This is a genomic window from Micromonospora sp. NBC_00821 (assembly GCF_036347035.1).
In the GTDB taxonomy this organism is placed as follows: domain Bacteria; phylum Actinomycetota; class Actinomycetes; order Mycobacteriales; family Micromonosporaceae; genus Micromonospora; species Micromonospora hortensis.
In genome coordinates this window covers 354,788-381,515 of record NZ_CP108880.1, presented here as the reverse complement: position 1 = coordinate 381,515, position 26,728 = coordinate 354,788, and the positions used below count along the sequence as shown (strand labels likewise).

At 70.5% G+C, this 26,728-nt stretch carries 26 protein-coding genes and 1 pseudogene; 12 read left to right on the top strand and 15 right to left on the bottom strand.

The window, feature by feature from the left end; all coding sequences use genetic code 11:
• The first annotated feature begins 1 nt into the window (after position 1).
• Positions 2-667 carry a DedA family protein gene (locus OHB44_RS01810; protein WP_442932648.1) on the top strand — a complete coding sequence of 222 codons (666 nt, stop codon included), beginning with the start codon at positions 2-4 and terminating at the stop codon, positions 665-667.
• On the opposite strand, the gene OHB44_RS01805 is transcribed toward OHB44_RS01810, so the two are convergent.
• Positions 642-1,280 carry a TetR/AcrR family transcriptional regulator gene (locus OHB44_RS01805; protein WP_112586169.1) on the bottom strand — a complete coding sequence of 213 codons (639 nt, stop codon included), beginning with the start codon at positions 1,278-1,280 and terminating at the stop codon, positions 642-644. The two genes, OHB44_RS01810 and OHB44_RS01805, sit on opposite strands and share 26 nt — an antisense overlap.
• Before the next feature lie 67 nt (positions 1,281-1,347).
• Here OHB44_RS01805 and OHB44_RS01800 point away from each other — a divergent pair, with 67 nt between their 5' ends.
• The 3 genes from OHB44_RS01800 (at position 1,348) to OHB44_RS01790 (ending at position 4,775) form a co-directional block, all read left to right on the top strand.
• Entirely contained in the window at positions 1,348-1,800 is a 453-nt protein-coding gene (locus tag OHB44_RS01800; protein ID WP_196920508.1) for an SCP2 sterol-binding domain-containing protein, read from the top strand.
• A gap of 1 nt (position 1,801) precedes the next feature.
• A complete protein-coding gene (locus OHB44_RS01795; RefSeq protein ID WP_238685281.1) occupies positions 1,802-3,016 on the top strand; it encodes an acyl-CoA dehydrogenase family protein in 1,215 nt (404 codons plus the stop codon).
• Positions 3,017-3,212: 196 nt separating this feature from the next.
• The gene (locus OHB44_RS01790) at positions 3,213-4,775 is read left to right on the top strand and encodes an AMP-binding protein (RefSeq protein WP_330441167.1); all 1,563 of its coding nucleotides are present in this window, start codon (positions 3,213-3,215) and stop codon (positions 4,773-4,775) included.
• A 50-nt stretch (positions 4,776-4,825) separates the two neighbouring features.
• Here OHB44_RS01790 and purD read toward each other — a convergent pair whose 3' ends face one another.
• The 4 genes and pseudogenes from purD to OHB44_RS01770 all read right to left on the bottom strand — a co-directional run bounded on the left by purD (position 4,826) and on the right by OHB44_RS01770 (position 8,591).
• A complete protein-coding gene (gene purD / locus OHB44_RS01785; protein ID WP_330439451.1) occupies positions 4,826-6,076 on the bottom strand; it encodes a phosphoribosylamine--glycine ligase in 1,251 nt (416 codons plus the stop codon).
• A 105-nt stretch (positions 6,077-6,181) separates the two neighbouring features.
• A complete protein-coding gene (locus tag OHB44_RS01780) occupies positions 6,182-6,751 on the bottom strand; it encodes an endonuclease domain-containing protein (protein WP_238689268.1) in 570 nt (189 codons plus the stop codon).
• Positions 6,752-6,976: 225 nt separating this feature from the next.
• Positions 6,977-7,117: pseudogene (locus OHB44_RS01775) on the bottom strand (type IV toxin-antitoxin system AbiEi family antitoxin domain-containing protein); the annotation flags it as partial.
• A 184-nt stretch (positions 7,118-7,301) separates the two neighbouring features.
• Positions 7,302-8,591, bottom strand: coding sequence for an adenylosuccinate synthase (locus OHB44_RS01770; RefSeq protein WP_238678776.1), 1,290 nt, complete (start codon positions 8,589-8,591; stop codon positions 7,302-7,304).
• A 124-nt stretch (positions 8,592-8,715) separates the two neighbouring features.
• Here OHB44_RS01770 and OHB44_RS01765 point away from each other — a divergent pair, with 124 nt between their 5' ends.
• Positions 8,716-9,810: a hypothetical protein gene (locus tag OHB44_RS01765; RefSeq protein WP_330439450.1), complete on the top strand. Its 1,095-nt coding sequence runs from the start codon at positions 8,716-8,718 to the stop codon at positions 9,808-9,810.
• 740 nt (positions 9,811-10,550) lie between these two features.
• Positions 10,551-12,308, top strand: coding sequence for a chromosome partitioning protein (locus tag OHB44_RS01760; protein ID WP_442932680.1), 1,758 nt, complete (start codon positions 10,551-10,553; stop codon positions 12,306-12,308).
• A gap of 44 nt (positions 12,309-12,352) precedes the next feature.
• On the opposite strand, the gene OHB44_RS01755 is transcribed toward OHB44_RS01760, so the two are convergent.
• A complete protein-coding gene (locus OHB44_RS01755; protein ID WP_238685276.1) occupies positions 12,353-12,781 on the bottom strand; it encodes a DUF3151 domain-containing protein in 429 nt (142 codons plus the stop codon).
• 249 nt (positions 12,782-13,030) lie between these two features.
• On the opposite strand from OHB44_RS01755, the gene OHB44_RS01750 reads away from it, so the two are divergent.
• Positions 13,031-14,224 (top strand): LOG family protein, encoded by a 1,194-nt coding sequence (locus tag OHB44_RS01750; protein ID WP_330439448.1) that lies wholly within the window; start codon positions 13,031-13,033, stop codon positions 14,222-14,224.
• Positions 14,225-14,275: 51 nt separating this feature from the next.
• Here OHB44_RS01750 and fbaA read toward each other — a convergent pair whose 3' ends face one another.
• Positions 14,276-15,301, bottom strand: a complete 1,026-nt coding sequence (gene fbaA / locus OHB44_RS01745) for a class II fructose-bisphosphate aldolase (protein ID WP_266304042.1) — start codon at positions 15,299-15,301, stop codon at positions 14,276-14,278.
• A 136-nt stretch (positions 15,302-15,437) separates the two neighbouring features.
• Positions 15,438-15,821 (bottom strand): phage holin family protein, encoded by a 384-nt coding sequence (locus OHB44_RS01740; RefSeq protein WP_238677616.1) that lies wholly within the window; start codon positions 15,819-15,821, stop codon positions 15,438-15,440.
• A gap of 124 nt (positions 15,822-15,945) precedes the next feature.
• On the opposite strand from OHB44_RS01740, the gene OHB44_RS01735 reads away from it, so the two are divergent.
• Positions 15,946-16,158, top strand: coding sequence for a hypothetical protein (locus tag OHB44_RS01735; protein ID WP_238685273.1), 213 nt, complete (start codon positions 15,946-15,948; stop codon positions 16,156-16,158).
• Positions 16,159-16,304: 146 nt separating this feature from the next.
• On the top strand, positions 16,305-17,897 hold the full coding sequence (locus tag OHB44_RS01730) for an LPXTG cell wall anchor domain-containing protein (RefSeq protein WP_330439447.1): 1,593 nt from the start codon (positions 16,305-16,307) through the stop codon (positions 17,895-17,897).
• 109 nt (positions 17,898-18,006) lie between these two features.
• Here OHB44_RS01730 and OHB44_RS01725 read toward each other — a convergent pair whose 3' ends face one another.
• Both OHB44_RS01725 and OHB44_RS01720 read right to left on the bottom strand, forming a co-directional pair.
• A complete protein-coding gene (locus OHB44_RS01725; protein ID WP_330439446.1) occupies positions 18,007-19,068 on the bottom strand; it encodes an LCP family protein in 1,062 nt (353 codons plus the stop codon).
• A 2-nt stretch (positions 19,069-19,070) separates the two neighbouring features.
• The gene (locus tag OHB44_RS01720; RefSeq protein WP_238685270.1) at positions 19,071-19,550 is read right to left on the bottom strand and encodes a SigE family RNA polymerase sigma factor; all 480 of its coding nucleotides are present in this window, start codon (positions 19,548-19,550) and stop codon (positions 19,071-19,073) included.
• Between the two features lie 182 nt (positions 19,551-19,732).
• On the opposite strand from OHB44_RS01720, the gene OHB44_RS01715 reads away from it, so the two are divergent.
• Positions 19,733-21,289, top strand: coding sequence for an LPXTG cell wall anchor domain-containing protein (locus OHB44_RS01715; protein WP_330439445.1), 1,557 nt, complete (start codon positions 19,733-19,735; stop codon positions 21,287-21,289).
• 158 nt (positions 21,290-21,447) lie between these two features.
• Positions 21,448-22,269, top strand: coding sequence for a DedA family protein (locus tag OHB44_RS01710; protein ID WP_238685268.1), 822 nt, complete (start codon positions 21,448-21,450; stop codon positions 22,267-22,269).
• Positions 22,270-22,434: 165 nt separating this feature from the next.
• Here the strand turns inward: OHB44_RS01710 and OHB44_RS01705 are convergent, their stop codons facing one another.
• From OHB44_RS01705 to OHB44_RS01685, 5 genes are all read right to left on the bottom strand, one after another.
• Positions 22,435-22,812, bottom strand: a complete 378-nt coding sequence (locus OHB44_RS01705) for an ArsR/SmtB family transcription factor (protein WP_030332125.1) — start codon at positions 22,810-22,812, stop codon at positions 22,435-22,437.
• A gap of 57 nt (positions 22,813-22,869) precedes the next feature.
• Positions 22,870-23,409: an orotate phosphoribosyltransferase gene (gene pyrE / locus OHB44_RS01700; RefSeq protein ID WP_112586136.1), complete on the bottom strand. Its 540-nt coding sequence runs from the start codon at positions 23,407-23,409 to the stop codon at positions 22,870-22,872.
• Between the two features lie 169 nt (positions 23,410-23,578).
• On the bottom strand, positions 23,579-24,388 hold the full coding sequence (locus tag OHB44_RS01695) for an SDR family NAD(P)-dependent oxidoreductase (protein WP_091396159.1): 810 nt from the start codon (positions 24,386-24,388) through the stop codon (positions 23,579-23,581).
• Positions 24,389-24,398: 10 nt separating this feature from the next.
• A complete protein-coding gene (locus OHB44_RS01690; RefSeq protein ID WP_330439444.1) occupies positions 24,399-25,055 on the bottom strand; it encodes a hypothetical protein in 657 nt (218 codons plus the stop codon).
• 72 nt (positions 25,056-25,127) lie between these two features.
• Positions 25,128-25,826 (bottom strand): hypothetical protein, encoded by a 699-nt coding sequence (locus tag OHB44_RS01685; RefSeq protein WP_330439443.1) that lies wholly within the window; start codon positions 25,824-25,826, stop codon positions 25,128-25,130.
• Positions 25,827-26,340: 514 nt separating this feature from the next.
• On the opposite strand from OHB44_RS01685, the gene OHB44_RS01680 reads away from it, so the two are divergent.
• Positions 26,341-26,634 (top strand): hypothetical protein, encoded by a 294-nt coding sequence (locus OHB44_RS01680; RefSeq protein WP_238685265.1) that lies wholly within the window; start codon positions 26,341-26,343, stop codon positions 26,632-26,634.
• Positions 26,635-26,728: the final 94 nt, after the last annotated feature.

The window sequence follows — 26,728 nt, the reverse complement described above, 5'->3', positions numbered from 1 at the left end:
CATGGATCTGCTCGACCTGCTGCACGACACGATGTCCTCGCCCTGGGTGTACCTGGCGATCTTCGCGATCGCGGTGCTCGACGGCTTCTTCCCGGTGGTGCCGAGCGAGACGGCGGTGATCACCGCCGGGGTGTTCGCGGCCTCCGGAGCGCCGTACCTGCCGGCGGTGATCCTGGTGGCCGCCGCCGGGGCGCTGGTCGGCGACCACATCTCGTACGCCATCGGGCGGGGTGGCGGCACCCGGCTGCTCGACCGGCTGCCGCCCCACGGTCGACGTCGAGCCGCCATCGACCGGGCCCGTCGGGGGATCGCCACCCGGGGCGGTCTGATCCTCACAGTGGCCCGCTACATTCCGGGCGGCCGAACCGCTGTCACGCTCACAATGGGTGCCGTGCGCTATCCACGGCGACGGTTCCTGGCCTTCGACGCGCTGGCCGCCGGCTCGTGGGGGCTCTACTCGGCGCTGGTCGGCTACGTCGGCGGGTTGGCCTTCGAGCAGGACCCGCTGCGCGGTCTCCTGCTCGGTCTGGGCCTCGCCCTGACGGTGACGGTGGTCGTCGAGGTGGTCCGCTGGCTCCGCAACCGCCGCCGTACGGCGCGGGCCGGCCAGCCGGACACCGACGCCCTTCCCGCCGGGGCCGTCAGTCGGCCGGCGGACGCCAGGTGACGCCGTGCAGCAGTTGGGCGGCACCCAACCAGGCCACATTCATCATCCGGGTGGCAGTCTTCTCCGGGTCCGCGTCCGGGTGGTCCGCGAGCCAGTCGGCCAACGACTCGGTCGCGCCGACCAGGGCGTACGCGACGACCTCCAGGTCGATGGCGGCGATCTCACGGCCCTCGGCGCGCAACGCGTGGTCGAGCATCCCGGCTACCACCTCGACCAGCCGAGCCCGCATGGTGGCCAGCTCTCCGGCGAACGGCTGCTCGCCCCGGGCCTGCCGGTAGAGCACCGCCCAGCCGTCCCGGTGGGCGCCCACGAAGCCGAAGAACGCCCTCAGCCCGCGCCAGAGCCGCTCGTCGGCCGGCAGGTCGGGAGCCGCCGCCCCGGCGATGGCCTGCATCATCCGGGTGCCCTCCCGGTGCAGGCAGGCGACGAAGAGTTCCTCCTTGGTGCCGAGGTACGCGTACACCATGGGTTTGGAGATGCCGGCGTCCTCGGCGATCTCGTCCATGCTGGCGGCGTGGAAGCCACGTCGAGAGAAGACCTTGACGGCCGCGTCGAGCATCTGCTGCTCGCGGACGGCGCGAGGCAGGCGCTTGAAGGCGGGGACGCTGGACACCTTGCGAGCATACCTACTCGTGCGTAGGGTTACGCGCGAGTAGCCAATCTTCCGGAAGGCGCACCTGATGACTGACTTCGACCCGGCCACCTTCGCCAACGTGGGCCCCAAGGAGTTCGCCCAGCTGGTCAAGTCCACCCCGGACGACAAGATCGCCCAGGTGATGTCCGGCGACCTGCGCGACAAGGTCCTGGGCGAGGTGTTCGGCCGGATGCCGTCGCTGTTCCGCGCGGACCGGGCCGGTTCCACCAACGCGGTCATCCACTGGATCATCACCGGTCGCCCCGACGGCGGCAGCGACACCTACGAGGTGGTCATCGCCGACGGCACCTGCGTCGTCAACGAGACCCCGCAGCACGACCCGAAGCTGAGCCTCACCATGGGCCCTGTCGAGTTCCTGAAGATCGTCTCCGGTGGCGCCAACCCGGTGATGATGTTCATGACCGGCAAGTTGAAGGCGAAGGGCGACCTCGGCCTCGCCGCCAACATCGCCAACCTGTTCGACATCCCCAAGGCCTGACATGGCTGAGTTCTCGCTCGACCTGAACGAGGAACAGCGGGATCTACGCGACTGGGTGCACGGCTTCGCCGCCGAGGTCGTGCGCCCAGCCGCAGCCGAGTGGGACGAGCGCGAGGACACCCCGTGGCCGGTGATCCAGGAAGCCGCCAAGGTCGGCCTCTACGGCTTCGAGTTCCTCGCCACCTGCTGGGCCGACCCCACCGGGCTCTCCCTGCCGATCGCCAGCGAGGAACTCTTCTGGGGTGACGCCGGCATCGGCATGAGCATCTTCGGCACCTCGCTCGCCGTCGCCGCCATCTACGGCGCCGGCACCCCCGATCAGATGGTCGAGTGGGTGCCGCAGTGCTTCGGCGACGTCGACTCGCCATCCGTCGCCGCCTTCTGCACCAGCGAGCCGGAAGCCGGTTCCGACGTCGGCGCGATGCGCACCCGGGCCGTCTACGACGAGGCCACCGACGAGTGGGTGCTCACCGGCCAGAAGGCGTACGCCACCAACGGCGGAATCGCCGGAGTGCACGTGGTCACCGCCTCCGTCGACCCCGCGCTCGGCTCCCGGGGCCAGGCGGCGTTCGTCGTACCGCCGGGCACCCCCGGCCTGGCCGCCACCCGCAAGCTGCGCAAACTCGGCCTCCGCGCGTCACACACCGCCGACGTCTTCCTCGACGGGGTACGCGTACCCGGCCGCTGTCTGCTCGGCGGACGAGACGCCCTGCTGGCACGCCTGGACCGGGCCCGCTCCGGTCAGCGGGCCACCGGACAGGCCGCGATGCGCACCTTCGAGCTGTCCCGACCCACCGTCGGCGCCCAGGCGCTCGGCGTGGCCCGGGCCGCCTACGAGTACGCCCTCGACTACGCGAAGGACCGGGTCCAGTTCGGACGCCCGATCATCGAGAACCAGGCGGTCGCGTTCGCGCTGGCCGACATGCGGATGGAAATCGACGCGGCGCGGCTGCTGGTCTGGCGAGCCTCGTGGATGGGCCGCAACAACCGCCCATTCACCGCCGGCGAAGGATCGATGTCCAAGCTCAAGGCCGGCGAGGTGGCCGTGTCGGTCACCGAGAAGGCAGTGCAACTGCTCGGCGGAGCCGGCTTCCTGCGTGACCACCCGGTCGAGCGCTGGTACCGGGACGCCAAGATCTACACCATCTTCGAGGGCACCTCGGAAATCCAACGACTGGTCATCTCCCGGGCGATCTCCGGGATGCAGATTCGCTGACCGCCGTCGGCCCAGCCCTTCCTTGAGCGGGGTCGGGCCGACGGCGGCCGAATTCCACGATCTGTGCCGTCTTTGTCACCCCACGCCGACGCCAACTGGGCCTTCAGCCGCGCCCAGTGCATGATCAAGGAAAGAAGCCCTGATGGACGGGCGGGCCACCGCCCCGCCCGCGCACCACCCCGAGGAGGTCTGCGGCATGGACCTGCCGTTCATCGTTGCCACGTTGACCCGTCGCGGGCTGCTCACCCCCGGCAGCCCGGTCCGAGTCGCCTCGCAGCTCAACGCGTTGCGCACGTGGGGGTGGAGCCTGGCCGGCGAGCTACGCCAAGCAGCCGCCCGGGACCCGGGCCGTCCCGCCGTCATCGACGAGAACGGCGTCGAACTGACCTACCACGACCTGCTCGACCGGGCCGAACGGATGGCCCGCTCGATGCGGGCCGGGCTCGGCGTACAGGCCGGCGACCGGATCGGCGTGCTCTGCCGCAACCACCACGGGCTGATCGAGACGATCGTCGCCGCCACCCTGCTCGGCGTCGACGCGGTACTGGTCAACACCGGGCTCAGCGCCGCCCAACTGGGCACCGTCGCCGAGGAACAGCGACTGCGGCTCCTCGTGCACGACGACGAGTTCGCCGAGCGGGTCCTCGGCCTCCCCGCCGAGCTGCCCCGGCTCGACGAACGCGCCCGCGAGGAGTTGGTGGCCGGGGCACTACCGGGTGACCTGCACCCGCCCGAGCGCGACGGTCGGATCATCGTGCTCACCTCCGGCACCACCGGTACGCCCAAGGGCGCTCGCCGGCCGACGCCCAGCGGCTTCGGCCCACTGGTGTCCATCATCGACCGCATCCCCCTGCACGCCCGGAATCGCGTGATGATCGCCGCACCGATCTTCCACACCTGGGGATTCGCCGCCCTCCAGGTCTGCCTGGCACTACGGGCCACCATCGTGCTGCACCGCCGCTTCGACCCGGCCGCCACTCTCGCCGCCCTGAGCACGCACCGGTGCGACGCGCTCTTCGCCGTACCGGTGATGATGCAACGGCTGCTGGAGGTGCCCCCGCCGGACCCGCGCCCCCAGCTCACCGTCGTCGCGGTCAGCGGCTCCGCCCTGCCCGGCGGGCTGGCCCCGAAGTTCATGGACGTCTACGGAGACGTCCTCTACAACCTCTACGGGTCCACCGAGGTCTCCTGGGCCTCCATCGCCGGCCCGCAGGACCTGCGTCAGGCACCCACCACCGCTGGCCGTCCGCCGCACGGCACCCGGCTGAAGCTGCTCGACGACGACGGCCAGCCCGTACCGGACGGACGGGTCGGGCGGATCTTCGTCGGCAACGAGATGCTCTTCGAGGGCTACACCTCCGGTGCCAACCGGGAAACCCACGACGGCCTGCTCGACACCGGCGACCTCGGCCGGCTCAACGCCGACGGGCTGCTCTTCGTCGACGGCCGAGCCGACGACATGATCGTCTCTGGCGGTGAAAACGTCTTCCCGTCCGAGGTGGAGGACCTGCTCGCGCAACTGCCACAGGTCCGCGAGGCCGCCGTGATCGGCGTGCCCGACCCCGAGTACGGCCAGCGCCTCTCCGCGTTCCTCGCCCTGCACCCCGGCGAGACCCTCGACCCCGAGGCGGTCCGCGAATACGTCCGGCACTTCCTGGCCCGGTTCAGCGTCCCCCGGGACGTGATCTTCGTGAAGTACCTGCCCCGCAACGCCACCGGCAAGGTGCTCACCCGAGAACTACGCCGCTACTACGGCTGACGGTGGCGAGGCACGGCGACTGGTGCGTGCCGCCGGGTCGACGTCGGTGTTCAGCCGGGAATCGTGATCCGATCCTCGATCGCGGCGGCGGCGATGTCGGTGCGATGCTGCGAGCCGGCCAACTCCACCCCGTCCACCAGCGCGTACGCGGCGTCCCGCGCGGCGGTAAGGTCGGCGCCGGTGGCCGTACCGCAGAGGACCCGGCCGCCGGCGGAGAGCAACGCGCCGTCGCTGGCCCGGCGGGCGGTGCCCGCGTGGATGATGCCCGGACGGTCCGCACCGGTGATCACATCGCCGGTGCGTGGCGCGGCCGGATAACCCGCCGAGGCGAGCACCACTGTCACGGCGCTCCCGTCCCGCCACCGCAGCGGCGGGTGCTCGGCCAACGAACCGGTGGCCGCCGCGTGCAGCAGCCCACCCAGCGGGGTCTCCAGCAGCGCGAGCACCACCTGGGTCTCCGGGTCACCGAAGCGCGCGTTGAACTCGATCACCCGCGGGCCGGCGGCGGTGATCGCGAGACCGACGTAGAGCAGGCCGGCGAACGGGGTGCCCCGGCGACGCATCTCCGCGAGCGTCGGGTGCACCACATCGCGCATGACATCCTCGACCAGGCCGGGCGGGGTCCAGGCCAACGGCGCGTACGCCCCCATGCCACCGGTGTTCGGCCCGGTGTCGCCGTCGCCGAGACGCTTGAAGTCCTGTGCCGGCACCAGCGGCAGGGCCGCCTCGCCGTCGGTGACCACGAAGAGGCTGACCTCCGGGCCGTCGAGGAACTCCTCGACCACGACACGTCCACACTCGTCCGCGTGCGCCAACGCGGCGGCCCGGTCGTCGGTCACCACCACGCCCTTGCCGGCGGCGAGCCCGTCGTCCTTCACCACGTACGGTGCGCCGAACTCGTCCAGCGCCCGAGCGGTGCTCACCTCGTCCGTGCAGACGTACGCCCGAGCGGTCGGCACGCCGGCGGCGGTCATCACGTCCTTGGCGAACGCCTTGGAGCCCTCCAGTTGCGCGGCCGCACCGGACGGACCGAACACGGCGATGCCCTTGACGCGTACCGCATCGGCGACCCCGGCGACCAGTGGGGCCTCGGGCCCGACCACGACCAGGTCAGCCCCCACCTCCACGGCCAACGCCGCCACCGCGGCCGGATCTGTCGGAGTGACCGCTCGCAGCTCAGCCACGCTGGCGATCCCCGGATTACCCGGCGCCGCGATCAGCGCGGAGACACCCGAATCCGCCACCAGGCCAAGCGCAAGCGCGTGCTCCCGCCCGCCACCACCCACCAAAAGAACGCGCACGCCCGAGATCCTACTGTCCCCCTCCACCTCGCCCGCCCCCGTAGGGCCTCGGTGATCAAGAGGTTTGCGTCAGCGGTGGACTCGTTCTTGACGGAAACCTCTTGATCACCTTCGTTGGGCGACCGCGACCGCGATCGCTTGGCGGACTGTTTGGGGGATGTAGGTGGGGTGGAGGGTGTCCTGCCAGGTGAATCGGAGGATGGTCCAGCCGGCGTTGACCAGGCGATTCTGGCGACGGCGGTCGGCGTAGGCGGCCTCCGGGGTGCCATGCGCGTCTCGGCCGTCCGCTTCGGCAATCAGCCTTGGGCCGCGCCAGCCCAGGTCGCCAATGCCGAGCAGATAGCCGTCATCGTCGCGCACTTCCAACTGCAGTGTGTCCGGCGGCACCCGGCCGTCCACGCACCGCAGCCGGCTACGCGTCTCCAGCGGCGACTGCGCCCGCCCGTCCGCCTCGGCGAGGCAGGCGCGTGCCATGACCGCGCCCCGACGTCCCCGGATCAGGCTCGGAATGGCCGCCAGATGTGCCGGATCGATGCGACCCTGGTTCAGAGCTGAGTCGAGGACCGAAACCGCTGGATAACGATCAACCCGAAGGATGACGTCCGAGACGGTGCGAAGCGGAGAGGTCGCCGGGATGCCCGCAACCTGGACGATGTCGCCGGGGCCGACGGTCACCTGATGCACCGTCAACCACGGCACCAGTGAGCGCTGAGGTCGGGGTCGATCGACTGGCACCGAGACGTGGACCTGTGCTGTCCGGCGAAGACCCGCGATGCCGTGCAACTCCAACGCGGAGTCCAGAACAGCGAAGGCGCCTGGGCCGAGGCTCACGACCGCAGCGCGGATTCGCGCGCGCCGACGCGTCGAATCACTCAACTCCGCTTCTGGAACGAAGCACCCACGGAGAACCCGCTGCCACCTGCCGGACCGGTGTAACTGTCGGATCTGGTCCCTGGTCAGGCCGGCACGCAATGCCTGGCCCAGGGTGACCATGCCGTCCTGCCCGGCCACGATGTGGCGTAAAAGTTGATGTGCACCCACACCCACACCCTGCCCACCCACCCCACTCGAACGAAGCCCCTGTGGACAACCCTCGAGCCCCTGTGGATAACCCCACAGTCCGCCCCGGTGATCAAGAGCTTTACGTCAACCTCGCGGCCAGATCTGACGCAAACCTCTTGATCACCGAGGCGAGCACCGGGGTGGGGTGGGGTAGGGGTGGGGGTTAGGGGAGGAGGGGGTGGAGGACTACGTTTTCTTCTCGGCCTGGGCCTACGCCTACGACGCTGACCTTCGTGTTGCAGAGTTCTTCGACCCTCGCGATGTAGCGGCGGGCGTTCTCCGGGAGGTCGTCGATGGTGCGGGCCTTGGTGATGTCCTCCCACCAGCCGTCGAGTTCCTCGAAGACGGGCTTGGCGTGGTGGAAGTCCGTCTGGCTCATCGGCATGTCGTCGACCCGGACGCCGTTGATCTCGTAGCCGACGCAGATCGGCACCTTCGGCAGGCCGGTGAGCACGTCCAGCTTGGTGATGACCAGGTCGGTGACGCCGTTGAGGCGGCAGGCGTACCGGGCGACGACCGCGTCGAACCACCCGCACCGGCGCTCCCGCCCGGTGGTGGTGCCGTACTCCGCGCCGATCTTGCGCAGGTGGTCACCGTTGGCGTCGAACAGCTCGGTCGGGAACGGCCCGGCACCCACCCGGGTGGTGTACGCCTTGCTCACCGCGATGACCTTGTTGATCGCGGTCGGCGGGATGCCAGCGCCCACGCAGGCGCCACCGGCGGTCGGGTTGGACGAGGTCACGAAGGGGTAGGTGCCGTGGTCCATGTCGAGCATGGTGGCCTGGGCGCCTTCCAGTAGCACCGTCTCGCCCCGGTCCAGGGCGTCCCAGAGCATCGCCCGGGTCTCCGCGATGTACGGCTTGAGCCGCTCCGCGTACGCCAGGTACTCCTCGACGGTCGCCTCGAGGTCGATCGCCTTGCGGTTGTAGACCTTGAACAGGATCTGGTTCTTCTCGCGCAGCGCGAGTTCCAGCTTCTTGCGCAGGATGCCCGGGTCGAGCAGGTCCTGGAGGCGGATACCGATCCGGGCGACCTTGTCGCCGTACGCCGGGCCGATGCCGCGGCCGGTGGTGCCGATCCGGGACGAGCCGAGGTAGCGCTCGATGACCCGGTCCAGCGCCCGGTGGTGCGGCATGATCAGGTGCGCGTCACCGGAGATCCGCAGCCGGGACACGTCGACGCCGCGCTCCGCCAGGCCGTCGATCTCGGCGAGCAGCACCTTCGGGTCGACCACCACACCGTTGCCGATGACGATCATCGCGTTCGGCGAGAGCGCGCCGGACGGCATCAGGTGCAGCGCGTACTTCTGGCCGTCCGGGGTGATCACCGTGTGCCCGGCGTTGTTGCCGCCGGAGTAGCGCACGACGTAGTCGACCCGCTCACCCAGCAGGTCGGTAACCTTGCCCTTGCCCTCGTCGCCCCACTGAGCGCCGATGAGCACGATCGCTGGCATCTTTTCCGCCTCCAGAAGGCTCGGGTGCCAGGTGGCGACCGCTCGGCGAGCCCGGGGTGTCAGGTTAACAAGTAGTGACGGCGTGGCCGGCAGGGGTCGCGTCGAGAGGCAGGAGGCTCCTTCCGTGTACGACGTGGTGCTGCTCACCCTCGGTTCGGAGCGGGACGCTCCCGGGGGCTGTGGCAGCGGCGGGGCCTGCTGCGGCGGCGCGACCGGGGCCGACACCGCCCCGACGAGCCAGACCGACACCGGCCACGCCAACAGCGACCAGACCGACTCCGGCCGGGCGAACACCGACCAGACCGACAGTGGCCAGGCCAGCACCGACACCGAGCAGTGCGCGACGGAGCGGCCACGGGTGCCGGTGCTGGCCTGCGCCGACGCGCTGAACGTCCGGGGCGCCCGGGTGGAGACGGTCACCGCCCGCTCCGACGCCGAGATCGACGCGGTGTTGGCCCGGCTCGACGGCCCGCCCCGCCCGGACGGCCTCACCTGGCCGGACCCGGACAGCAAGACCCGGCTGGTCATCGCCACGGCCAGCGACGGGCAGTTGCGCGCCGTGCTGCGCCGGCTGGTCAAGCGGTACGCCCCGGCGCCGAGCAAGCGCCCGGCGGATCTGCCCGGCAACCGGACCCTGCCCGACCTGCCGCCGGTGGCCGTACTCCCGCTCGACCCGGCCCGTGGTGGCACCCACCGGGACCTGGCCGCGCAACTCGGGCTGCCCCGTGATCCGGCGGCGGTGGCCGCCGCGGTGCTGGACGGCTCACCGCGGCGACTGGACCTGCTGCGCAACGACGGCGGCTCGGTGACCCTGGACGGCGCGCTCCTCGGCGCTGCCGACGACGCCGGCCGGCCGCTGCACTGGCGCGCCCGGGTGGAGGTCGACGACACCATCCTCACCGACGGTGCGGAACCGTTGCTGGCCTGTGCGGTCGGCAACGCCGGCGGGTACGCGACGCTCAACGACGTGACGCTGCTGACCGCGCCGGACCCGGCCGACGGCCAGGTCGAGGTCGCGGTGGCCGTGCCGGTGGTCGTCCGCTCGGCGTGGGGACGCAAGCGGGTACGCCTCGAAGTTCGGCGGGCCCGTGGGCGGGCGGTGTCGGTGCTGCCCAGGGAGGGCAAGGTGCCGTACCTCGACGATGGTGTCGAGGGCGAGCTGACCCGTAAGCGTTCCTGGTGGGTCGAGCCGGGCGCCTGGGCGGTCTGGTCGAACTGACCTCGACCGCACCGACCGGCCGACCTGCCTGCACCGATCGGCCCTGTTGGGTGATTGGGCCTATCCTCGCAGGAGGACTGGGGAGGGCCGTAATGGACGAGAACGCCGACCGGGCGCAGGTGCCCGGCCAGCAGCCGGTGCCGGAGCGGGACGTCGAACCACTCTGGCCACCGGATCCGGGTGACCGGGGCGCGGTGCCGCCGTGGGCTGCGGTCGCCGAGCAGCGGGGTGGGCCGTCGTCGGTCACGCCACCGGTCACGCCACCGGTGGCCGCGCCGCCGACCGGGCGACCGCCGGTGCCCGGCCAGCCCGGCGCCGCAGCCCAGTCGCCTCCCTCGCCGTCGGATTACCCGTCGCTCACCGGTGTCGTTCCGGCGCCCGGGGGGTGGGGGGTCAGCGGCCCGTCCGGCGCCGGGTCGGGTTGGGCACCGGCGCAGCCGAGTTGGCCGCCACCGACCGCCCCGGCCGCTGCGTCACCGCCGCCCGTTCCGCCGGCGACCGGTGCCCAGCCGACGCCTCCGTCGACCGGCTCGGGGAGCAACGGCGGGCCAGCCGTCCCCGGCATCCCGGATTCCGCCGCGACACCGACCACCACCTCCGCGCCGAGGGACGGCCGTCCCGCCACGAGCGACACGGGCAGTGCCGCGCCCGACGCGGCCAGCCAGGCCAGCGGAGCGGCGCAGGTACAGCCCGGCGACCGGGGTCCGACCGCCGCGCCGGTCGCCCCGGGCGGCGTCGACCTGAACCTGCCGTTCACCCTGGACCAGCCGACCCGCGCCGCCGCATCGGCACCCACCGACCGTCCCACCGCGTCCGCCGCCAGCCCGAACGCCACCGCCAGCCCGAACGCCACCGACGGCCCGAACGCCACTGACGGCCCGACGGCCGCCGGCCCCGCGCCGACAGACCCCTCGGCCGCAGGCCCTGCGGTGGCCGGTCCGGCACCGCAGCCTGGTAGTCCGGAAGCACAGCCCGGCGGGTCCGCACCGCAGGCCGGCGGATCAGCACCGCAGCCCGGCGGATCAGCACCACAGGCCGGCGGATCAGCACCACAGGCGGGACCAGCACCGCAGGCTGGTGGACCCGGTGCGGACGGGCCCGCTGACGGGCCGGCGCGGCCGATTGCCGAGTCGCCGTGGGCGTACCCGCCGCAACGCGCGGCCGGAACGGCCGCGCCCGCCCACGACGAGGCCGGCGCGACGCCTCCGATTCCGCCGCCGCCGATCGTTCCGCACGCCGGTCCCGCGCAGGCACACCCCGGGCAGCCGTTCATCCCCGGCCAGGCCGGCCCGGCACAGATTCCGCCGCCGCCCGACGTGACGCAGTTCAGCAACCCGCCGCACGGCCTTGCCGCACCGCAGCACGCTCCTGGGCAGGCCGGGCCGGGGACCCCACCGCCCGGGCCGTTCCCGCCCTCGCCGGGTTGGTATCCACCGCCCTGGCAGCAGGGCTCGCCCGGCGGCGCGCCCGGGCAGCCGTACCAGGAGGCCGACGGGGTGACCCGGGTGCCGGCCCCCGCGTACCCGGACGCGACCGCGTACCCGGACGCGAGTTGGACACCGGACACCACAGCCGCACCGACCGCCGAGGACTTCGCCCGACGCCGCCAGGTACGACCCGCCGACCCGGTGGCGACAATGGGTGTACGCGCGGTGGTCAACAAGATGGGCCTGCTCCGGCTCTCTCCGGGGCGGCACGAGCAGGAGCTCAAGCGGGACATCGAGATGGTGCGCCGCAACTTCGGCGGTCTGCGGCAGGTGACAGTCGTCAACCCGAAGGGCGGCGCCGGCAAGACGGTGGCCATCCTGCTGCTCGCGATGACGTTCGGTCAGAAGCGCGGCGGCTACGTGCTGGCCTGGGACAACAACGAAACCCAGGGCACCCTCGGGATGCGGGCCCAACAGGACTTCCACTCCCGCACCGTGCGGGACATGTTGCGTGACCTCGGGCAGTTCCAGGGCGCGCACGGGCGGGTCGGCGACCTGTCGCAGTACGTCCGCTCGCAGGGCGAGGGGATGTTCGACGTCCTGGCCTCGGACGAGTCGGCCACCGGTGGCGAGATGTTGACGGCTGCCGCGTTCGCCGAGATCCGTGAGGTGGTCAGCCGGTTCTACAAGTTGATCTTCGTGGACACCGGGAACAACGTCCGAGCGCAGAACTGGCAGGCGTCGATGGATGCCACCGACCAGTTGGTGGTCACCATGTCGGCCCGTAACGACTCCGCCGAGACCGCCGCCCGGATGCTCGACCACCTGGAGCAGAGCGGCCGGCAACGGCTGGTCCGTCAGGCCGTGACTGTGGTGTCGATGCCACCGTCCCGCAAGGAGATCGACCTGCCGGCCATCCAGGAGCACTTCGCGGCCCGCACCCGGGCGGTGCTGCTGGCCCCGTACGAGCGGCTCATCGACAGCGGCGAGCCGATCCGGTACGGCGGGCTCTCCTCGGCCACCCGGGACGCCTGGCTGAAGATCGCCGCGGCGGTCGCCGAAGGGTTGTAACCGCCGACGGCCGGCCCAATGTCGGGCCGGCCGCCGGGGCGGGGTCAGTTGCTCGCCAGCGCGTCCGCCGCTTCCGGGTCGCAGTCGCGCAGGAACTGGGCACAGCGGGCCGCCTCGTCGGCCTCGCCGATCTCGTCGGCGGCGCGGGACAGCACGTAGAGGCAGCGGAGGAAGCCCCGATTGGGCTCGTGTGACCACGGCACCGGGCCGTGCCCCTTCCAACCACTGCGGCGCAGTTGATCGAGGCCCCGGTGGTATCCGGTGCGGGCGTACGCGTACGCCGTCACCACCTGGCCCTGCGCGAACGCCCGCGCCGCGAGCTCCGCCCAGGCCGCGCTGTAGGTCGGGAAGCCGGCCGCCACATTGGCGTACGCCTCATCGGTGCCGGCCTCGGCGGCGGCGGCCAGGGCGGCGTCGGCCTCGTCGTTCACGGGCAGGCGGGTGGCCGGTGGCTCTGGCAAAAGGTTCTGCATCGCCCCATTCAACCCGCTGGACAGTGCGACACGCGAGCGGGTCGGCCGACGTGTCCCGCTGAACGGCTGAGGAGTTGGTCACGCCTGCGGCCTATGCCGCTGCCTGGTGTTTTCCACTACAACTAATGGTCCGGAGCCTCCCCAGGAACCGGTTATGCAGGAGCCCGGTGGCCACGACCACCGGGCTCCTGTCGGTTCCACCCCTGGCCCGAGGTTTGACCGGGCCTGGTGGAGGGGCAGGATGGCCCGGTGCCGACCCCACCTCCCGCGGACGTCATCGAGCCGCACCTGCACGCCGGTGAGATCCAGACCCGTGCCGAGTTCGACAATCAGTTGGCCACCGGTCGGCTGACCGGGCTGACCGTGCAGGGCCTACGGCTCGACCTCGCGCCGGTGCCCGACCTGACCGGCGTCGACGTCGCGGGCACCCTCTTCGTCGGTTGCCGGTTCGCGTCCCGGGACGTGGGCGCCGACCTGGTCCGGCGTGGCGCGAACGTGGTGCCGCCGTTCTCCGGGTTGCCGTACCCGACCCAGCCGACGCACCTCTACACCCCGGACGACCTGGCCGCCGGGTTCGCCGAGGGCGGGTTCACCGGGATGTACGACACCCGGGTGTACGACCACTACCGGGCGCACGGCGGCGCGTTGCCGGACGTCAAGGAGGCGTTGGGTCAGCGGCTGCACGACCACGGCGTGGACAACGCGCTGGCCGACGCCACCCGGGTCTGGCTGACCGCGTACGGGCCGCAGTCGGTGGTGGGCATCATGGGCGGGCACGCGGTGCGGCGCGGCAGTCCGGCGTACCGGATGGCGGCCGTGCTGGGTTGGGAGCTGGCGCGGGCTGATCGGCTGGTGGTGACCGGCGGCGGTCCGGGTGTGATGGAGGCCGCGAACCTCGGCGCCTACCTGGCGGACCGGCCGGCGACCGACGTGACGGCGGCGATCGACCTGCTGGCCACCGCCCCCGACTTCACCGACCACCACCGCTACACGGCTACCGCGCTGACGGTCCGGCAGCGGTACGCGGGGGTGCCCCGGCAGCGTGGCGACGACCTGGGCTGGGCGCGTGCGGGTGGCCTGGCCATTCCGACCTGGCTGTACGGACACGAGCCGGCGAACCTGTTCGCCGGGCGGATCGCGAAGTACTTCTCGAACGCGATCCGGGAGGACACCATCCTGCGCCTCGCCCGGGGCGGCATCGTCTTCGCGCCGGGGCGGGCGGGCACTGTGCAGGAGGTGTTCCAGGCGGCCACCAAGACCTACTACGGCACCGACGGCGCCAGCGGGGCGTACATCTTCCTGGACCGCACCTACTGGACCGTGGAGCTGCCGGTGGAGGCGCTGTTGCGTCCGCTGCTGGCCGCGTCCCCGTTCGGTGACCTGTCGTCGACGATCCACCTCACCGACGACGTTCGCGAGGCGGTACGCCTGCTGACGACCTGACGACGACGGCCGACTCCCCGTGCGGGGAGCCGGCCGTCGGGTGGGGCGTCGTTACTTGGTCATCGTGGTGCCGGTCGAGCGCAGGTGCTCGCAGGCCTCGACGACCCGGGCGGCCAGGCCGGCCTCGGCGGCCTTGCCCCAGGCACGCGGGTCGTACAGCTTCTTGTTGCCGACCTCGCCGTCGATCTTCAGCACGCCGTCGTAGTTGCGGAGCATGTGGTCCGCGACGGGGCGGGTGAAGGCGTACTGGGTGTCGGTGTCGATGTTCATCTTCACCACGCCGTAGTCCAGAGCCTCGCGGATCTCGCTCAGCAGGGAGCCCGAGCCGCCGTGGAAGACCAGGCTGAGCGGCTTGTCCTTGCCGTACTTGGCGCCGACGGCGTCCTGGATCTGCTTGAGGATCTCCGGACGCAGCTTGACGTTGCCCGGCTTGTAGACGCCGTGCACGTTGCCGAAGGTCAGCGCCGCCATGTAGCGGCCCTTCTCGCCGAGGCCGAGCGCCTCGACCATGGCCAGACCGTCATCGGTGGTGGTGTAGAGCTTGTCGTTGATGGCGTTCTCGACGCCGTCCTCCTCGCCACCGACGACACCGACCTCGATCTCAAGGACGATCTTGGCCTTGGCGGCCTCGTCGAGCAGCTGCGCGGCGATCTCAAGGTTCTCCGCGACCGGCACGGCCGAGCCGTCCCACATGTGCGACTGGTACAGCGGCTCCTCGCCGCGCTTCACCCGCTCCTGCGAGATGCCCATCAGCGGACGCACGAACCCGTCCAGCTTGTCCTTCGGGCAGTGGTCGGTGTGCAGGGCGATGTTCACCGAGTACTTCTTGGCGACCTCGTGCGCGTACGCGGCGAACGCCACCGCGCCGGTGACCATGTCCTTGATCGAGGGGCCGGAGAGGTATTCGGCGCCACCGGTGGAAACCTGGATGATGCCGTCGCTCTCCGCGTCGGCGAAGCCCTTGAGCGCCGCGTTCAGCGTCTGGGAGGAGGTCACGTTGATCGCGGGGTACGCGTACCGGCCAGCCTTGGCGCGGTCCAGCATCTCCGCGTAAGCCTCGGGGGAAGCGATGGGCATGTGATGCGCTCCTTACTTACCACTCTCGGCCGTGCTGGCCGCTGTTCTTCATTTGTGCGCCGGACCGCGCTGTCCTCCGCCCGGAAGTATCCCGTAGGTGAGGTGCGCCGGAACAACCGACCCGGGTCCTAGCCGTTCACCGGCGGTCCAGGTTGTCCGGCACGATGACGCTGATCAACCAGGTCACCACTGTCATCACGATGGCTCCCCAGAACGCCGGCCAGAATCCGTCCACCTGGAACGGCAGGTCGAGCCCACTGGCGATCCGGTCGGTGAGCAGGAACAGCAACGCGTTGACCACCAGCGCGAACAGGCCCAGGGTCAGCAGGTAGAACACACAACCGACGACCCGGATCACCGGCTTGAGCACCGCGTTGATCACGCCGAAGATCAGCGCCACCACGATCAGGGTGAGGACTGTGTTGCCACCCGAACGACCATGCACGTCGACCCCGGGCACGATCAGCGTGGTTATCCACAACGCGACAGCGGTGATCGCCAGTCTGATGAGGAAGCCCACTGCACCATCCTGGCACCGGGTCGCGTCGCCGAGGGCTGATTCCGCCTACTCCGCTTCCGGGCGGTGCGCCGGCCCAACCCGTACGGTGGGTGGGAACCGTGCCCCGAGACCCCCGGGAGGGATGATGGGTCAGCCCGACGAGGACTTCACCCCCGGCGACCACCTAGCGCCCAACGAACGCGACCCTGAGGCGGACCCGGCCGACGCGGTCGAGCAAGCCACAGTCGCCGGCCCGGCCGACGTCGACAGTGAGCCGCACCGCGGCCTGGAGGTCGGCGACTGGGACGCGATGGAGCAGGCCCGGGTGGTCACCGGGGACGAGGACGACTACCGCTGATCCGTCGCGGGGTCGGCTGCCCGTTGCGACAGGGGTGTTCAGCCGTTCGGGTCATTAAGATAGATATCGATCCGAAGGGGGTTACCGGAGGAGCCGAGGCGTCCCTAGGTTGGACGAGCGCCACCTGTACCCCCACGGGAGGACCCATGCTCAAGCACTCGCTCCGCTGGCTGACCGGGCTCGGCGCCGCAGGCGCGTTGATCGCCGCCTCCGCCACCCCCGCCGTCGCCGCACCCACGATCGAGCCCTACTTCCAGGACGCCACAGTGGCCGTCGGCTCGGAGCCGACCATCCGCGGCCTGTTGCTGTACGCCGACGAGCCGACGGTCCTCACCGACGTCTCCGTGCGGTACGACTACCGCTCCCTGGCCGACAAGGTCACTGTGACTCCTGCCGACGGCCAGGAGTGCGCCGCGCCGGAGCCTGGCGTTCTCGTCTGCACGGAACCCTCCGATGTCGTCCTGTTCGAGATGCCGCCGATAGGCAGCGGGATCTATCGCAACGGGGTCAAGCGGGTGCACCTCGGCGTCACCGCAGGTGCGCAGCTCGGCGACTCCGGCGACGTCGCGGTCAGCTTCGAGGCGGCGGGCGGGCGGAGCGGCAGCTACACCTCGCACGTCCGGGTCGGCGAGGGGGTCGATTTGGCCGGCGGCCCGTTCACCAGCCTCTCCGCGAAGCCGGGTGGAAAGTTCACTGTTCCGCTGGCCGTCTCCAATGCCGGCGACAAGGTCGTCAACGGATTCGTCGCGGTCTTCGACCTCCCCTACTCGATCCGCACCAAGGACCGGTTCAGCAACTGCCGCTACGCCGACGACCACCTGCTCTCCTGCCAGTTCGACGAGGACATCCCGGTGGGCACCGGGCTCGTCGCCACGCTGAACCTCGAACTCGCCAAGGACACCTACGCGCCGACCAACCAGTCCGGCTACGCCCAGTTCATGACCACTGCCGACTTCGAGGACCTGACCCGGGTGCGGACGGCAGTCGGCGCCCGGGCGGCCACCCCCGGTAGCGGTCCGAAGCTGACTCTGACCGGGGCGCCCGGCAGGATGCGGAAGGCCGCCCAGACCGACGTCGGCCCGGGCAACGACTACACCGGGTGGACCATCAAGGCGACCGGCACCAACGGCACCGACCTCGCGGCGATCGGGGCCACGCTCAGGGGCACGGCCGGCGCCGTCGTCACGGCGACCGTCGGCTTCCGGAACAACGGCCCGGCGACGCTCGACCGGACGAACGGAGACTTCGAGGCCGCCACCCACACGAACGTCGAACTACCGCCGGGCACCACCGCCGTCGAGGTCCCCGACAACTGCCGGTTGCGCCAGGACACCACCCGCACGTACCTGTGCGCCTCAAAGATGCTCCTGGTGGCCGGGCAGACCTACACCGTGAAGTTCCGGCTACGGATCGACAAGGTGATCCCCAACGCCCGGGGAGCGGTGCGGGTAAACGCGCCGTGCGAGTGCCCGGCCGGCGGCGGTTTCCAGGACGACATCAAACCGGCCAACGACAGGGCCACCATCGTGGTCAACGCGGCCCAGGGCGGCGGTGGCCCGGGCGATGGTGACGGCGACGGCGGCGGCGATGGTGGTGGTGGTGGTGGTGGTGGCGGTGGTTCGCTGCCCATCACCGGCGCCCCCACCAGCCTGATCGCCGGCATCGGCGCTTTGCTGCTCGTCACCGGCGCCGGCTGCTACCTGCTCGCCCGACGCCACAGCGGCCGTTTCCCCGCCTGACCCACCCCGACCCGCCTGACCCACCCCGACCCGCCTGACCCACCCCGACCCGACCGACGCCCGCCGGCCCGTACCGGGCTGGCGGGGCGTCGTGGTGATGCCTCGTCCGTCAGCGGACGGGATTGACCTGCTCCGGGTGCTGCGCCACCCACTGCGCCAACCGATCCTCGCGCAGCGCGGCGAGGAACTCCGGGCCCCGCTTCGGGTCCAGCGGCAGCCGCGAAGCGTTGCCTGCCGGAGGGCTGACCGGCAGGCTGAGCCCCACCGGGTCGACGCTCTTCAGCTCAGCCAGCACCGCCACCAGCCTGGTCAGCGGCAGGCCGTCGTCGTCGACCGCCAGATTCTTGCCGGCGGCCGACAGCAGCGCGGTGAGCCGTACCGGATTGGTCAGCACGTCCTGGGCGACCGCCCGCCGGACCAGCCCGGCGACGTAGCGCTGGGCGTTGCGGTCCCGGTCCAACGTGCCGTCGGGCAGGTAGCGCCGTTGCCGCAGCAGGTCGACGGAGGCAGCCCCGTCGAGCACCTGACAGCCGGCCGGGAAGGTCCGGCGGGTGTGCCAGGACCGCACCTCCGTCGGCAGGCACACCTCCACCCCGTCGACCGCCTCGGTGATCCTGCGCAGCCCGGCAAAGGTCAGCACCGCGCCGGCGTCGACACGTACCCCGGTCAGGTCGGCGACCACCCGGCGGGTCAGGTCGTAGCCGGCGTCCAGGTCGGGCCGGGGCTCGGCGGCACCGCTGTGGAACGCGCTGTTGAGCTTCTCGATCCCCCGGCCAGGGATCGACACCTCCAGGTCGCGCGGCAACGAGATGAGGTACGGCCGGCTCCGGTCGGCCGGGATGTGCACCAGCAGGACGGAGTCCGCCAACCGGTACGACGGTTGCTCGCCGAAGCCGTCCACCCCGAGCAGCAGGACGTTCAGCGCCCCGGACTGCACGCCAGCCGGTCGATCGGACAACAACGAGCCAACGACCGGCGGATCGGGGCGCAGCTGCGGCACCCCGACTCCGAGCGCGGCGAGCAGGGCGAGCGTGACGCCAGCGGCCTGGAACCGCTGCCGGCGGCGACGGCGGACAGCGGCGATCCGGTCGATAGCGACCCGCAGCGGGCCGGTCGACGGGGTCAACGTCTCGTGCCGGGCGAACGCGGCACGCAGGTCATCCTCGATCATGTTCACGCCTCCACGTACTCGGCCCGGAGCGTGGCCAGGGCCCGGGAGATGGACGAACGGACGGTCCCGACGGCACAGCCGAGAATCTCGGCGATCTCGACGTCGGGCAGGTCCTCGTAGTAGCGCAGCACCAGAGCAGCCCGCTGCCGACGCGGCAGCCGGGACAGCCACGACCAGATCTGGTCCCGGTCCACGGCGGACTGTGCGTGGTCGGTGGGCACCGGCACCGTCGCGTCGGGCTCCCCGCGCAACAGCACCCGGCGCACCCACGATCCGCGCCGCCAGTCGACGTACTGGTTGGTGAGCATCCGGCGTACGTAACGCTCGGGCGAGTCCGCGCGGGCGACCCGACGCCAGTTGAGCTGGACCCGGACCATAGTTTCCTGGACCAGATCCTGGGCCTGGTGTGGTTCGCCGGTCAGCATCACCGCGTACCGCAGTAGCGGGGCCAGCCGCGTGTCCGCGAACTCCTCGTACGTCACTGCACCTCCCGGGGGGCTCCTGCCTCAGATGACGGAGGCGGACCGACCGAACATTGCGGTGACTCTGATCAACCTTTTGGTTCGTCTTGCTCAGCGGGCGGATTTGAGGGCTGCAGTCAGCCTTAGCGATTCCTTAAGATCCGCAGGCTCCACCTGATCCCCCAACTGGAGGAACCCCCCTCATGCTCACCCACTCCACCCGGCGTTGGCTCGCCGGACTGGGCGTAGCAGGCGCGTTCGTCGCCGCCGCCGCCCCCGCCGCCGCCGCACCGGCAGCCCTCGCCGCACCGGTAGAGAATCTCGACCTGTACGCCAACAACGTGATCGTCGCGCCCGGCGGCACCGACAAGTGGCTCACCCTCTTCTCGCTCACCACGGAGCGGCAGCCCGACGACTACACGATCAAGGTGGACCGGAGCAAGGTCTACGGTTTCGCCGACGTCGAGAGCAGCGGGGACAACTGCACCGAGTCCGGTGCGATCCTGACGTGCAAGGTCGAGGACCAGGACGACGACGGCTCGTACCTGAACCTCGTCTCCCTCGTCGTTCGCGCGAAGGCCGACGCCAAGCCCGATCAGAAGGGCGAGCTGGGGTTCACCGTCACGCCGGACGGCAAGTCCGAATCCGCCTCCTACAGCTCGACTGTGGAAATCGGCGAGGGCGTCGACCTCACCACCAACGAGTCCCTGGAGCTCAAGGGGGCGCCCGGCGCCACGCTGAAGGCCCCGTTCCAGGTGACCAACCGGGGCGAGGTGCCGGCGAAGGACGCGGTTCTCTACGTCGTCGGCGCGGACGGTCTTCAGCCGTCGAAGCGCTACGAGAACTGCGAGTACACCGATGGCCCGCTGCACGACTTCGCGTTCGCCTGCCGCTTCGACACGACCATCGGCGAGAACAGCAGCTTCCGCCTCGACGACAGCTTCGGGTTCACCGTGCCCGCCGACACCTGGGCGCCGAACACCTTCGGCGGGTTCTCCACCTGGTTCACGCCCGCCGACTGGGACGAGTACAGGTCCGAGGCCGAACTCCCGGCCAAGATCGGGCCGAACGGGACCGAGGGTGAGCTGAAGCTCGAGCCGGTCATGAACCTGCGCTCCCGGCAGACCGACGTCAACCCGTTGGACAACTCGACCTGGGTCGACCTTCAGGTGACCGGCGACCAGCGGGCCGATGTGGCAGCGCGCGGCGCGACGGTGACCGGTGACGTCGGCGCCACCGTCGCGCTCACGGTCGGCTACGTCAACAACGGGCCGGCGGCCGTCAACGCGGGTGGCGGCGAGTCGCCATATGTCGGCACCACCGTCACGCTGCCGAAGGGCGTCACCGCCCTCCGCGCTTCGGAGAACTGCTTCGACTCCGAGGACGACGGGTGGGAGCCGGGCAAGCCCGGCGCGCGGGTCTACCAGTGCTTCGTGGACGGCTCGATCAAGAAGGGCGAGAAGGTCGACTACGAGTTCCAGGTGCGGATCGACCAGGCCGGCGACCAGGCCGGCGAGGTCACGCTGCGTACCGGGCGCGAGGAGACCGAGATCAAGGATCTGAACCCGGCCAACGACACCGCGCAGATCCTGGTGAACGGCGGCGGAGACGGCGGCCAGGGCGGCGGTGACGACGGCGGCTCGCTGCCGGTCACCGGTCAGTCCACCGGCCTGATCGTCGGCCTCGGCGCGCTGCTGCTCGCCGCGGGCGTCGGCGGCTACCTGGTGGCCAAGCGCCGCCGGACCCGCTTCGTCGCCTGACCCACCCCGCACCACCGGCGCCCCGTCGACCACCACGGTCGGCGGGGCGCCGTCGTTGGACCCCACGACGCCGGGGTGCCGTCGTTGGACGCCACGACGCGGGCGGGTGGTGACGGGCCGGTCCGGCGCGGCCGGGGCCTTGGGCTTCGGTACCCTTTGTGGCCGTGGACACAGCTGAGAAGACCCGCGCTCTCCTGGAGAGCGTCGCCCTGAACCCGCTCGATCCCAAGGATCTGTTGCAGACCTTCGGCCTGATCGGCGTGTGGGTGATCCTCTTCGCCGAGACCGGCCTGCTGGTGGGCTTCTTCTTCCCCGGTGACTCGCTGCTGTTCCTCGCCGGAGTCGCCTCGTCACCGGTGGCGGACGCGATCTTCGGTGACGGCACCCGCCTCTCCCTCACCGGTCTGCTGATCGGTGGGCCGATCTGCGCGATCGTCGGCGCGCAGTTGGGGCACTGGCTCGGCGCGCGGTACGGCCGGCCGATGTTCGAGCGGCCGAACTCCCGCCTCTTCAAGAAGGAGTACGTGGAGAAGGCCGAGTACTACTTCCAGAAGTTCGGCCCGGCGAAGGCCGTCGTGCTGGCGCGCTTCATTCCGATCGTCCGGACGTTCCTCAACCCGGTCGCGGGCGCGCTCGGCATGCCGGCCAAGAAGTTCCTGCTCTGGAACGTCGTCGGCGCGGTGCTCTGGGTGGACGGCATCCTGCTGATCGGCTACCTGCTGGCCGAGCAGATCTACCAGGCCATCGGGGACAAGATCGACCACTACATCCTGCCGGTGGTGGCCCTGATCATTGTGATCTCGGTGCTGCCGATCTTCTTCGAGTTCCTTCGCGACCGGCGGGCTCGTAAGCGCGGCGAGGCGGTCGCTGTGGTCGCGGCGGCCAGTGCCGCTGGCGCGGTGGAGGCGGCCCGTGAGGCGTTCGACCACGACCGGCACGAGCACGGCCGTCAGCGCCCGGAGCACGGTCAGGACCGTTGAGCGGTACGACGACGGCCGGCCCCCGGTGAGGGGGTCGGCCGTCGGCATGTCGAACCCGGCCTCCGGTGGTGCGACCGGGGACGAGCAGGTGTCAACCACCGGTGGCGCCACCCCTGGCTCGCCACCGGACGCCGCCCCGGCTCGGGACGGCGTGTAGTGCCTACGTCAGCGGGCCTTCTTGGTGGCCCGCTTACGCGGCGGGGTCAGCAGGTCGGCGATCGTCGCGATCGCACTCGGGACCAGGCTGTAGTACGCCCAGACACCGCGCTTCTCCCGCTGCAACAAGCCAGCCTCGGTGAGGATACGCAGGTGATGACTGACCGTCGGCTGAGAGAGGCCGAGCGGCGCCGTCAGGTCACAGACGCACGCCTCGCCCTCGGGGGCCGACTGGATCAGGCTGAGCAGCCGCAACCGAGCAGGATCAGCAAGGGCCTTGAGGACCCCGGCGAGACGCTCGGCATCGGCACGTTCGATCGGCTCGCCGTTTAGCGGCGAGATCTGAGGCATAGTCATTTCGGCCAACGCAGTTCCCACGTATTCCATCCTTCCACCAGCAGCATCGATCCGCCTGCATATCAGCAGATCCGAATCGGCAGACTTTTACGCCACAAGGCCGAGGTCAGCCAACGTATAGGCCGCCCGGTACGGCAATCCGGCGGCTCGCACCGCGTCGCCGGCGCCTCGATCAACAATAACCACCACGCCCACGACTTCCGCCCCGGCCTCGCGAAGCGCCTCGACAGCGGTCAAAACACTTCCGCCCGTCGTGGATGTGTCCTCCACCGCCAACACTCGACGGCCAGCCACCTCCGGTCCCTCGATCCGCCGTTGAAGACCGTGGGCCTTGCCCGCCTTGCGCACCACAAAGGCGTCCAGGGCCCGGCCGGTCGGAGCGGCGGCGTGCAGCATCGAGAGCGCGACAGGATCCGCGCCCAGGGTGAGGCCCCCAACGGCGTCGAACTCCCAGTCGGCGGTGAGGTCGAGCAACACCCGGCCGACCAGAGGAGCGGCCCGGTGATGGAGCGTGACGCGCCGCAGATCCACGTACCAGTCTGCCTCGCGCCCCGACGAGAGCACGACCCGGCCGTGGACCACAGCCAGGTCGGTAATGAATTTACGCAGGTCGTCGTGGTCCCCCATGGCGATAGAGGTTACTGCGCAACTCTGAACGCCGTGTGCGGGGTCCACCCTGATCAGCCCCGAGGGGAACCGATGACTGGCGATGTTCGACTACGCTCAGCAACTGGCCCGACAGCGGCGTGCCAACGCCGTCCCACCACTCGCTCGGGGTCGGCGTGCCGGTTGAAGCTCAGCGCTCGTCGCGACCGATCCGGCCGCGGGTGTCCCGCGCGACCGCCTGGAGCAGCCGCCGCGGCGCGTGTCGCATGCCGGCGACGACCACCTTGTACTTCCACGCCGGGATGCTGACCATCTTGCCTTTGCGCAGGTCACGCAGGGCTTCGTCGACCACATCCTCGGCCCGCAGCCACAGCCACTCCGGCGTCTTGGACATGTTGATGCCGGCTCGCTGATGGAATTCGGTGCGGGTGTAGCCGGGGCAGAGGGCCATCACCTGAACGCCGAACGGCCGCGCCGACTGCCCGACGGACTCACTGAAGTTGGTGACCCACGCCTTGCTGGCCGAGTACGTCGATCCGGGCATGGCCGTACCGAAACCGGCGACCGAAGAGACATTTATCACTGCCCCATTTCGCCGTTCAGTCATCGGTCGAAGCGCCGCCAGGGTCAGCCGCATGACCGCGTGCACGTTGAGTCGCAACAGTCGCGCCTCGTCCTCCGCCGTCGAGCGCAGGAACGGTTTGTTCAAGCTGATCCCCGCATTGTTGACCAGCAGGTGCACCGGGCTGCCGTCGGCGAGCCGCTGCTCCACCGTGGCGCAGCCGTCGTCGGTGGACAGATCCGCAGGGATCGTCTCCACCTCGCGTCCGTACGTGGAACCAAGCTCGGTGGCCAGCTCGGTCAGCCGCGCCGCGTCGCGGGCAACGAGCACCAGGTGCCAGCCGTCGGCGGCCAGCCGTCGCGTGAACGCCGCGCCGATGCCGGCGGTGGCCCCGGTGATCAGGGCTCGGCGCTCGGCAGTGGTGGGGTCGAGCGTCACGGAGTGGTCCTCACCTGGGCGGGTACGGGGGCGTGTGCGGCGCCGACGGGGGCTGGTGCGGGGCGGGCGGGAACATGGGCGGCGCGGTTGGCGCCGTCGGGCGGTGGCGACCGAACCATCTGTTCGCCGCCGGCAGCGCCAGCAGCGTAGCTACTACAAGGTAACCGAGCCCCTGGGCGACGGAAAGCCCGGCGTTGAGCGGGATCCACCAGGACGGGTACGCGTCGCCGAGCAGACCCAGCAACTCGGCGAGAGACTGCTCGCCGGAGCCCAGTTGCAGTGGCGCGGCCCGTTCGCCGACGACCACCGCCACGCTGCAGCAGCCGGCGAGCAGGCCGAGCCCGCTGACCACCCAGGTCGCCACCCGGACACCGTTGCGACCGGCCAGCAGCCCGAGGGCCAGGCCGGCGAGCAGCGGCGTGGAGAGCACCGCCACCACCGCCGACAGCACCGCGGATGCGCGGAGCAGAGTCACCACGTCGTCGATCCGCTCCGGGCTCGCCGAGGTGTCGCGGGCGGCGGAGCGGAACGCGTCGACCGTCCCGCCCAGCACCACCAGGTCGACCACCGCGTACGCGAGCGCGGCGACAGCCATCACCAACAGCACGGCCGCGGCCGACAGGACGGCGGCGGGCCGGCGGGCCGGTGCCGATTCCGGGTACGACACGACGAATCCCTCCGGTAGGCGTCGGGTTGCAACCTACTCGGAGGGATCGTCGGCGTCGTGCTTATCGAGCCGTCAGTTGGTCGGCGGCGGGGTTGACCCGGGCCGGTCCGTGGGCGGCGTGTCTTCCGGTCGGTTCGCGGCCGGTGGCGGCGGGTAGCTCGGCTCCCCACTCGACGGATAACCCGGCTCACCCGATGCCTGCGGGTAGCCCGGCTGACCGGGCGCCTGCGGGTTTCCCGGGTAGTTGGCGCCTGGGGCCGGCGGCTCCCATTCCGCGGTGGCCTTGCGGAAGAACGGGTGCGCCTTCGGAAGCGCCAGCAGGATCAGCGCCGCGAGCAGCGCCGCGAGCCCCAGGATGTTCACCGCCGCGCTGGTCGGGCCATACCAGGATGGGAGGGCATCCGACATGCTGCGCTCGACCTCTGCGCCGCTCGGCGCATCGCCGCCGCCGCCCGACGCGCCCTGCGAAAATCCGGACGCACCGCTGACGACCGAGCCACCGACACAACAGACCAGGATGCCGCCGACCACCCAGGTGGCGATCCGGGTTCCGTTGCGTCCACGGTTGTTGAACATCGCCAGCACGACCAGGACGAGCGCGAGCACCAGGACCACCGCGACGGAGGCAACCGCGAAGGCGACGGCGACCGTTCCAATGGTCTCGACATCCTCGGTGCCCTCGTACGCGTCCTGGAAGCCCTGCTTGATGCTGCCACTCACGCTGATGACCATGATCAGGCTGAGCAGCTGGGTGAACGCGAACAGCAGCAACAGATACGTCGAGATCGTCACGACACCCGGGCGCACTGGAGTCGGCTTGCTGAGAGGATTGGCCATGGCTCTCCTTATGTGATCAGGATGACACCGTATCGACACCGCCCTACGAGCGACAGTTCAGGGACAAAGGCCCAGGCGGAGATGTGGGTGCGATCCGCAGCGCCGGGCCACTGTGGGCAGAGCGTCGGACGGTCGACTGGCGCGCCTGCTCGTGATGGTCTCTCGTCGTCGTCGACCGGGGCCTTGGGCGGAAGAGCCGTCAACTTCGACGGTTGTCTGCGCCATAAGGCTAGATCGCAAACATTAGAGAAGCCTTGAACTGCAAAGACCTGAGTGGACACGGTGACCGGGGTTGCCAGCCAGGCCAGAGCATGTTCCCATAGATGGGCGTTGACGGCCAGCAATTGGTAGTCAACGAGGCTTCGTGGGCCCACGGGGGGTTTGCAAGCTGTCTTGGACAGCCGGCCTGTCTTGGACAGGAAATGCCAAACGCTCAGAAGGAGCAAGGATGCAAAAGATTGTTCGCGCTGCGGTCCTGTCCGGCGCGCTCGCTGTCGGTTCGCTCACCTTGGCCGCACCAGCGCAGGCTGCCCCGACCGTTTCAGCAGCTCCCGTGGCCAGCGCCGCAGGGGATTACCAGGCCATGGGCTGGCCGGCGTGGGGCGTCTACCGAAATCTCGCCACCTGCATCTCCGAAGGCGTGAGGCTCCAGAACGCCGGAATCCTCAGCGACTTCGCGTGTGTTCCCAATTTCTTCAACGTTCAAAGTATGCCGCACACCCTCCTCGGGCTGTTGGCTTAATTTCTGGATAGTTGCACCGCAGCCGGGTCGGTTCACATTTAAATAGCCGACCCGGCTGCGGAGCAGCAATTGGACGACGACCGAGCCTCCGTCC

Bases quoted from the DNA above. Each gene is read 5' to 3' on its own strand.
- OHB44_RS01795 (WP_238685281.1), top strand. From the start codon at position 1,802: ATGGCTGAGTTCTCGCTCGACCTGAACGAGGAACAGCGGGATCTACGC.
- fbaA (WP_266304042.1), bottom strand. From the start codon at position 15,301: ATGCCCATCGCTTCCCCCGAGGCTTACGCGGAGATGCTGGACCGCGCC.
- pyrE (WP_112586136.1), bottom strand. From the start codon at position 23,409: ATGGGGGACCACGACGACCTGCGTAAATTCATTACCGACCTGGCTGTG.
- OHB44_RS01770 (WP_238678776.1), bottom strand. From the start codon at position 8,591: ATGCCAGCGATCGTGCTCATCGGCGCTCAGTGGGGCGACGAGGGCAAG.
- OHB44_RS01725 (WP_330439446.1), bottom strand. From the start codon at position 19,068: ATGATCGAGGATGACCTGCGTGCCGCGTTCGCCCGGCACGAGACGTTG.
- OHB44_RS01790 (WP_330441167.1), top strand. From the start codon at position 3,213: ATGGACCTGCCGTTCATCGTTGCCACGTTGACCCGTCGCGGGCTGCTC.
- OHB44_RS01730 (WP_330439447.1), top strand. From the start codon at position 16,305: ATGCTCAAGCACTCGCTCCGCTGGCTGACCGGGCTCGGCGCCGCAGGC.
- OHB44_RS01735 (WP_238685273.1), top strand. From the start codon at position 15,946: ATGGGTCAGCCCGACGAGGACTTCACCCCCGGCGACCACCTAGCGCCC.
- OHB44_RS01755 (WP_238685276.1), bottom strand. From the start codon at position 12,781: ATGCAGAACCTTTTGCCAGAGCCACCGGCCACCCGCCTGCCCGTGAAC.
- OHB44_RS01680 (WP_238685265.1), top strand. From the start codon at position 26,341: ATGCAAAAGATTGTTCGCGCTGCGGTCCTGTCCGGCGCGCTCGCTGTC.
- OHB44_RS01705 (WP_030332125.1), bottom strand. From the start codon at position 22,812: ATGGAATACGTGGGAACTGCGTTGGCCGAAATGACTATGCCTCAGATC.
- OHB44_RS01810 (WP_442932648.1), top strand. From the start codon at position 2: ATGGATCTGCTCGACCTGCTGCACGACACGATGTCCTCGCCCTGGGTG.
- OHB44_RS01800 (WP_196920508.1), top strand. From the start codon at position 1,348: ATGACTGACTTCGACCCGGCCACCTTCGCCAACGTGGGCCCCAAGGAG.
- OHB44_RS01715 (WP_330439445.1), top strand. From the start codon at position 19,733: ATGCTCACCCACTCCACCCGGCGTTGGCTCGCCGGACTGGGCGTAGCA.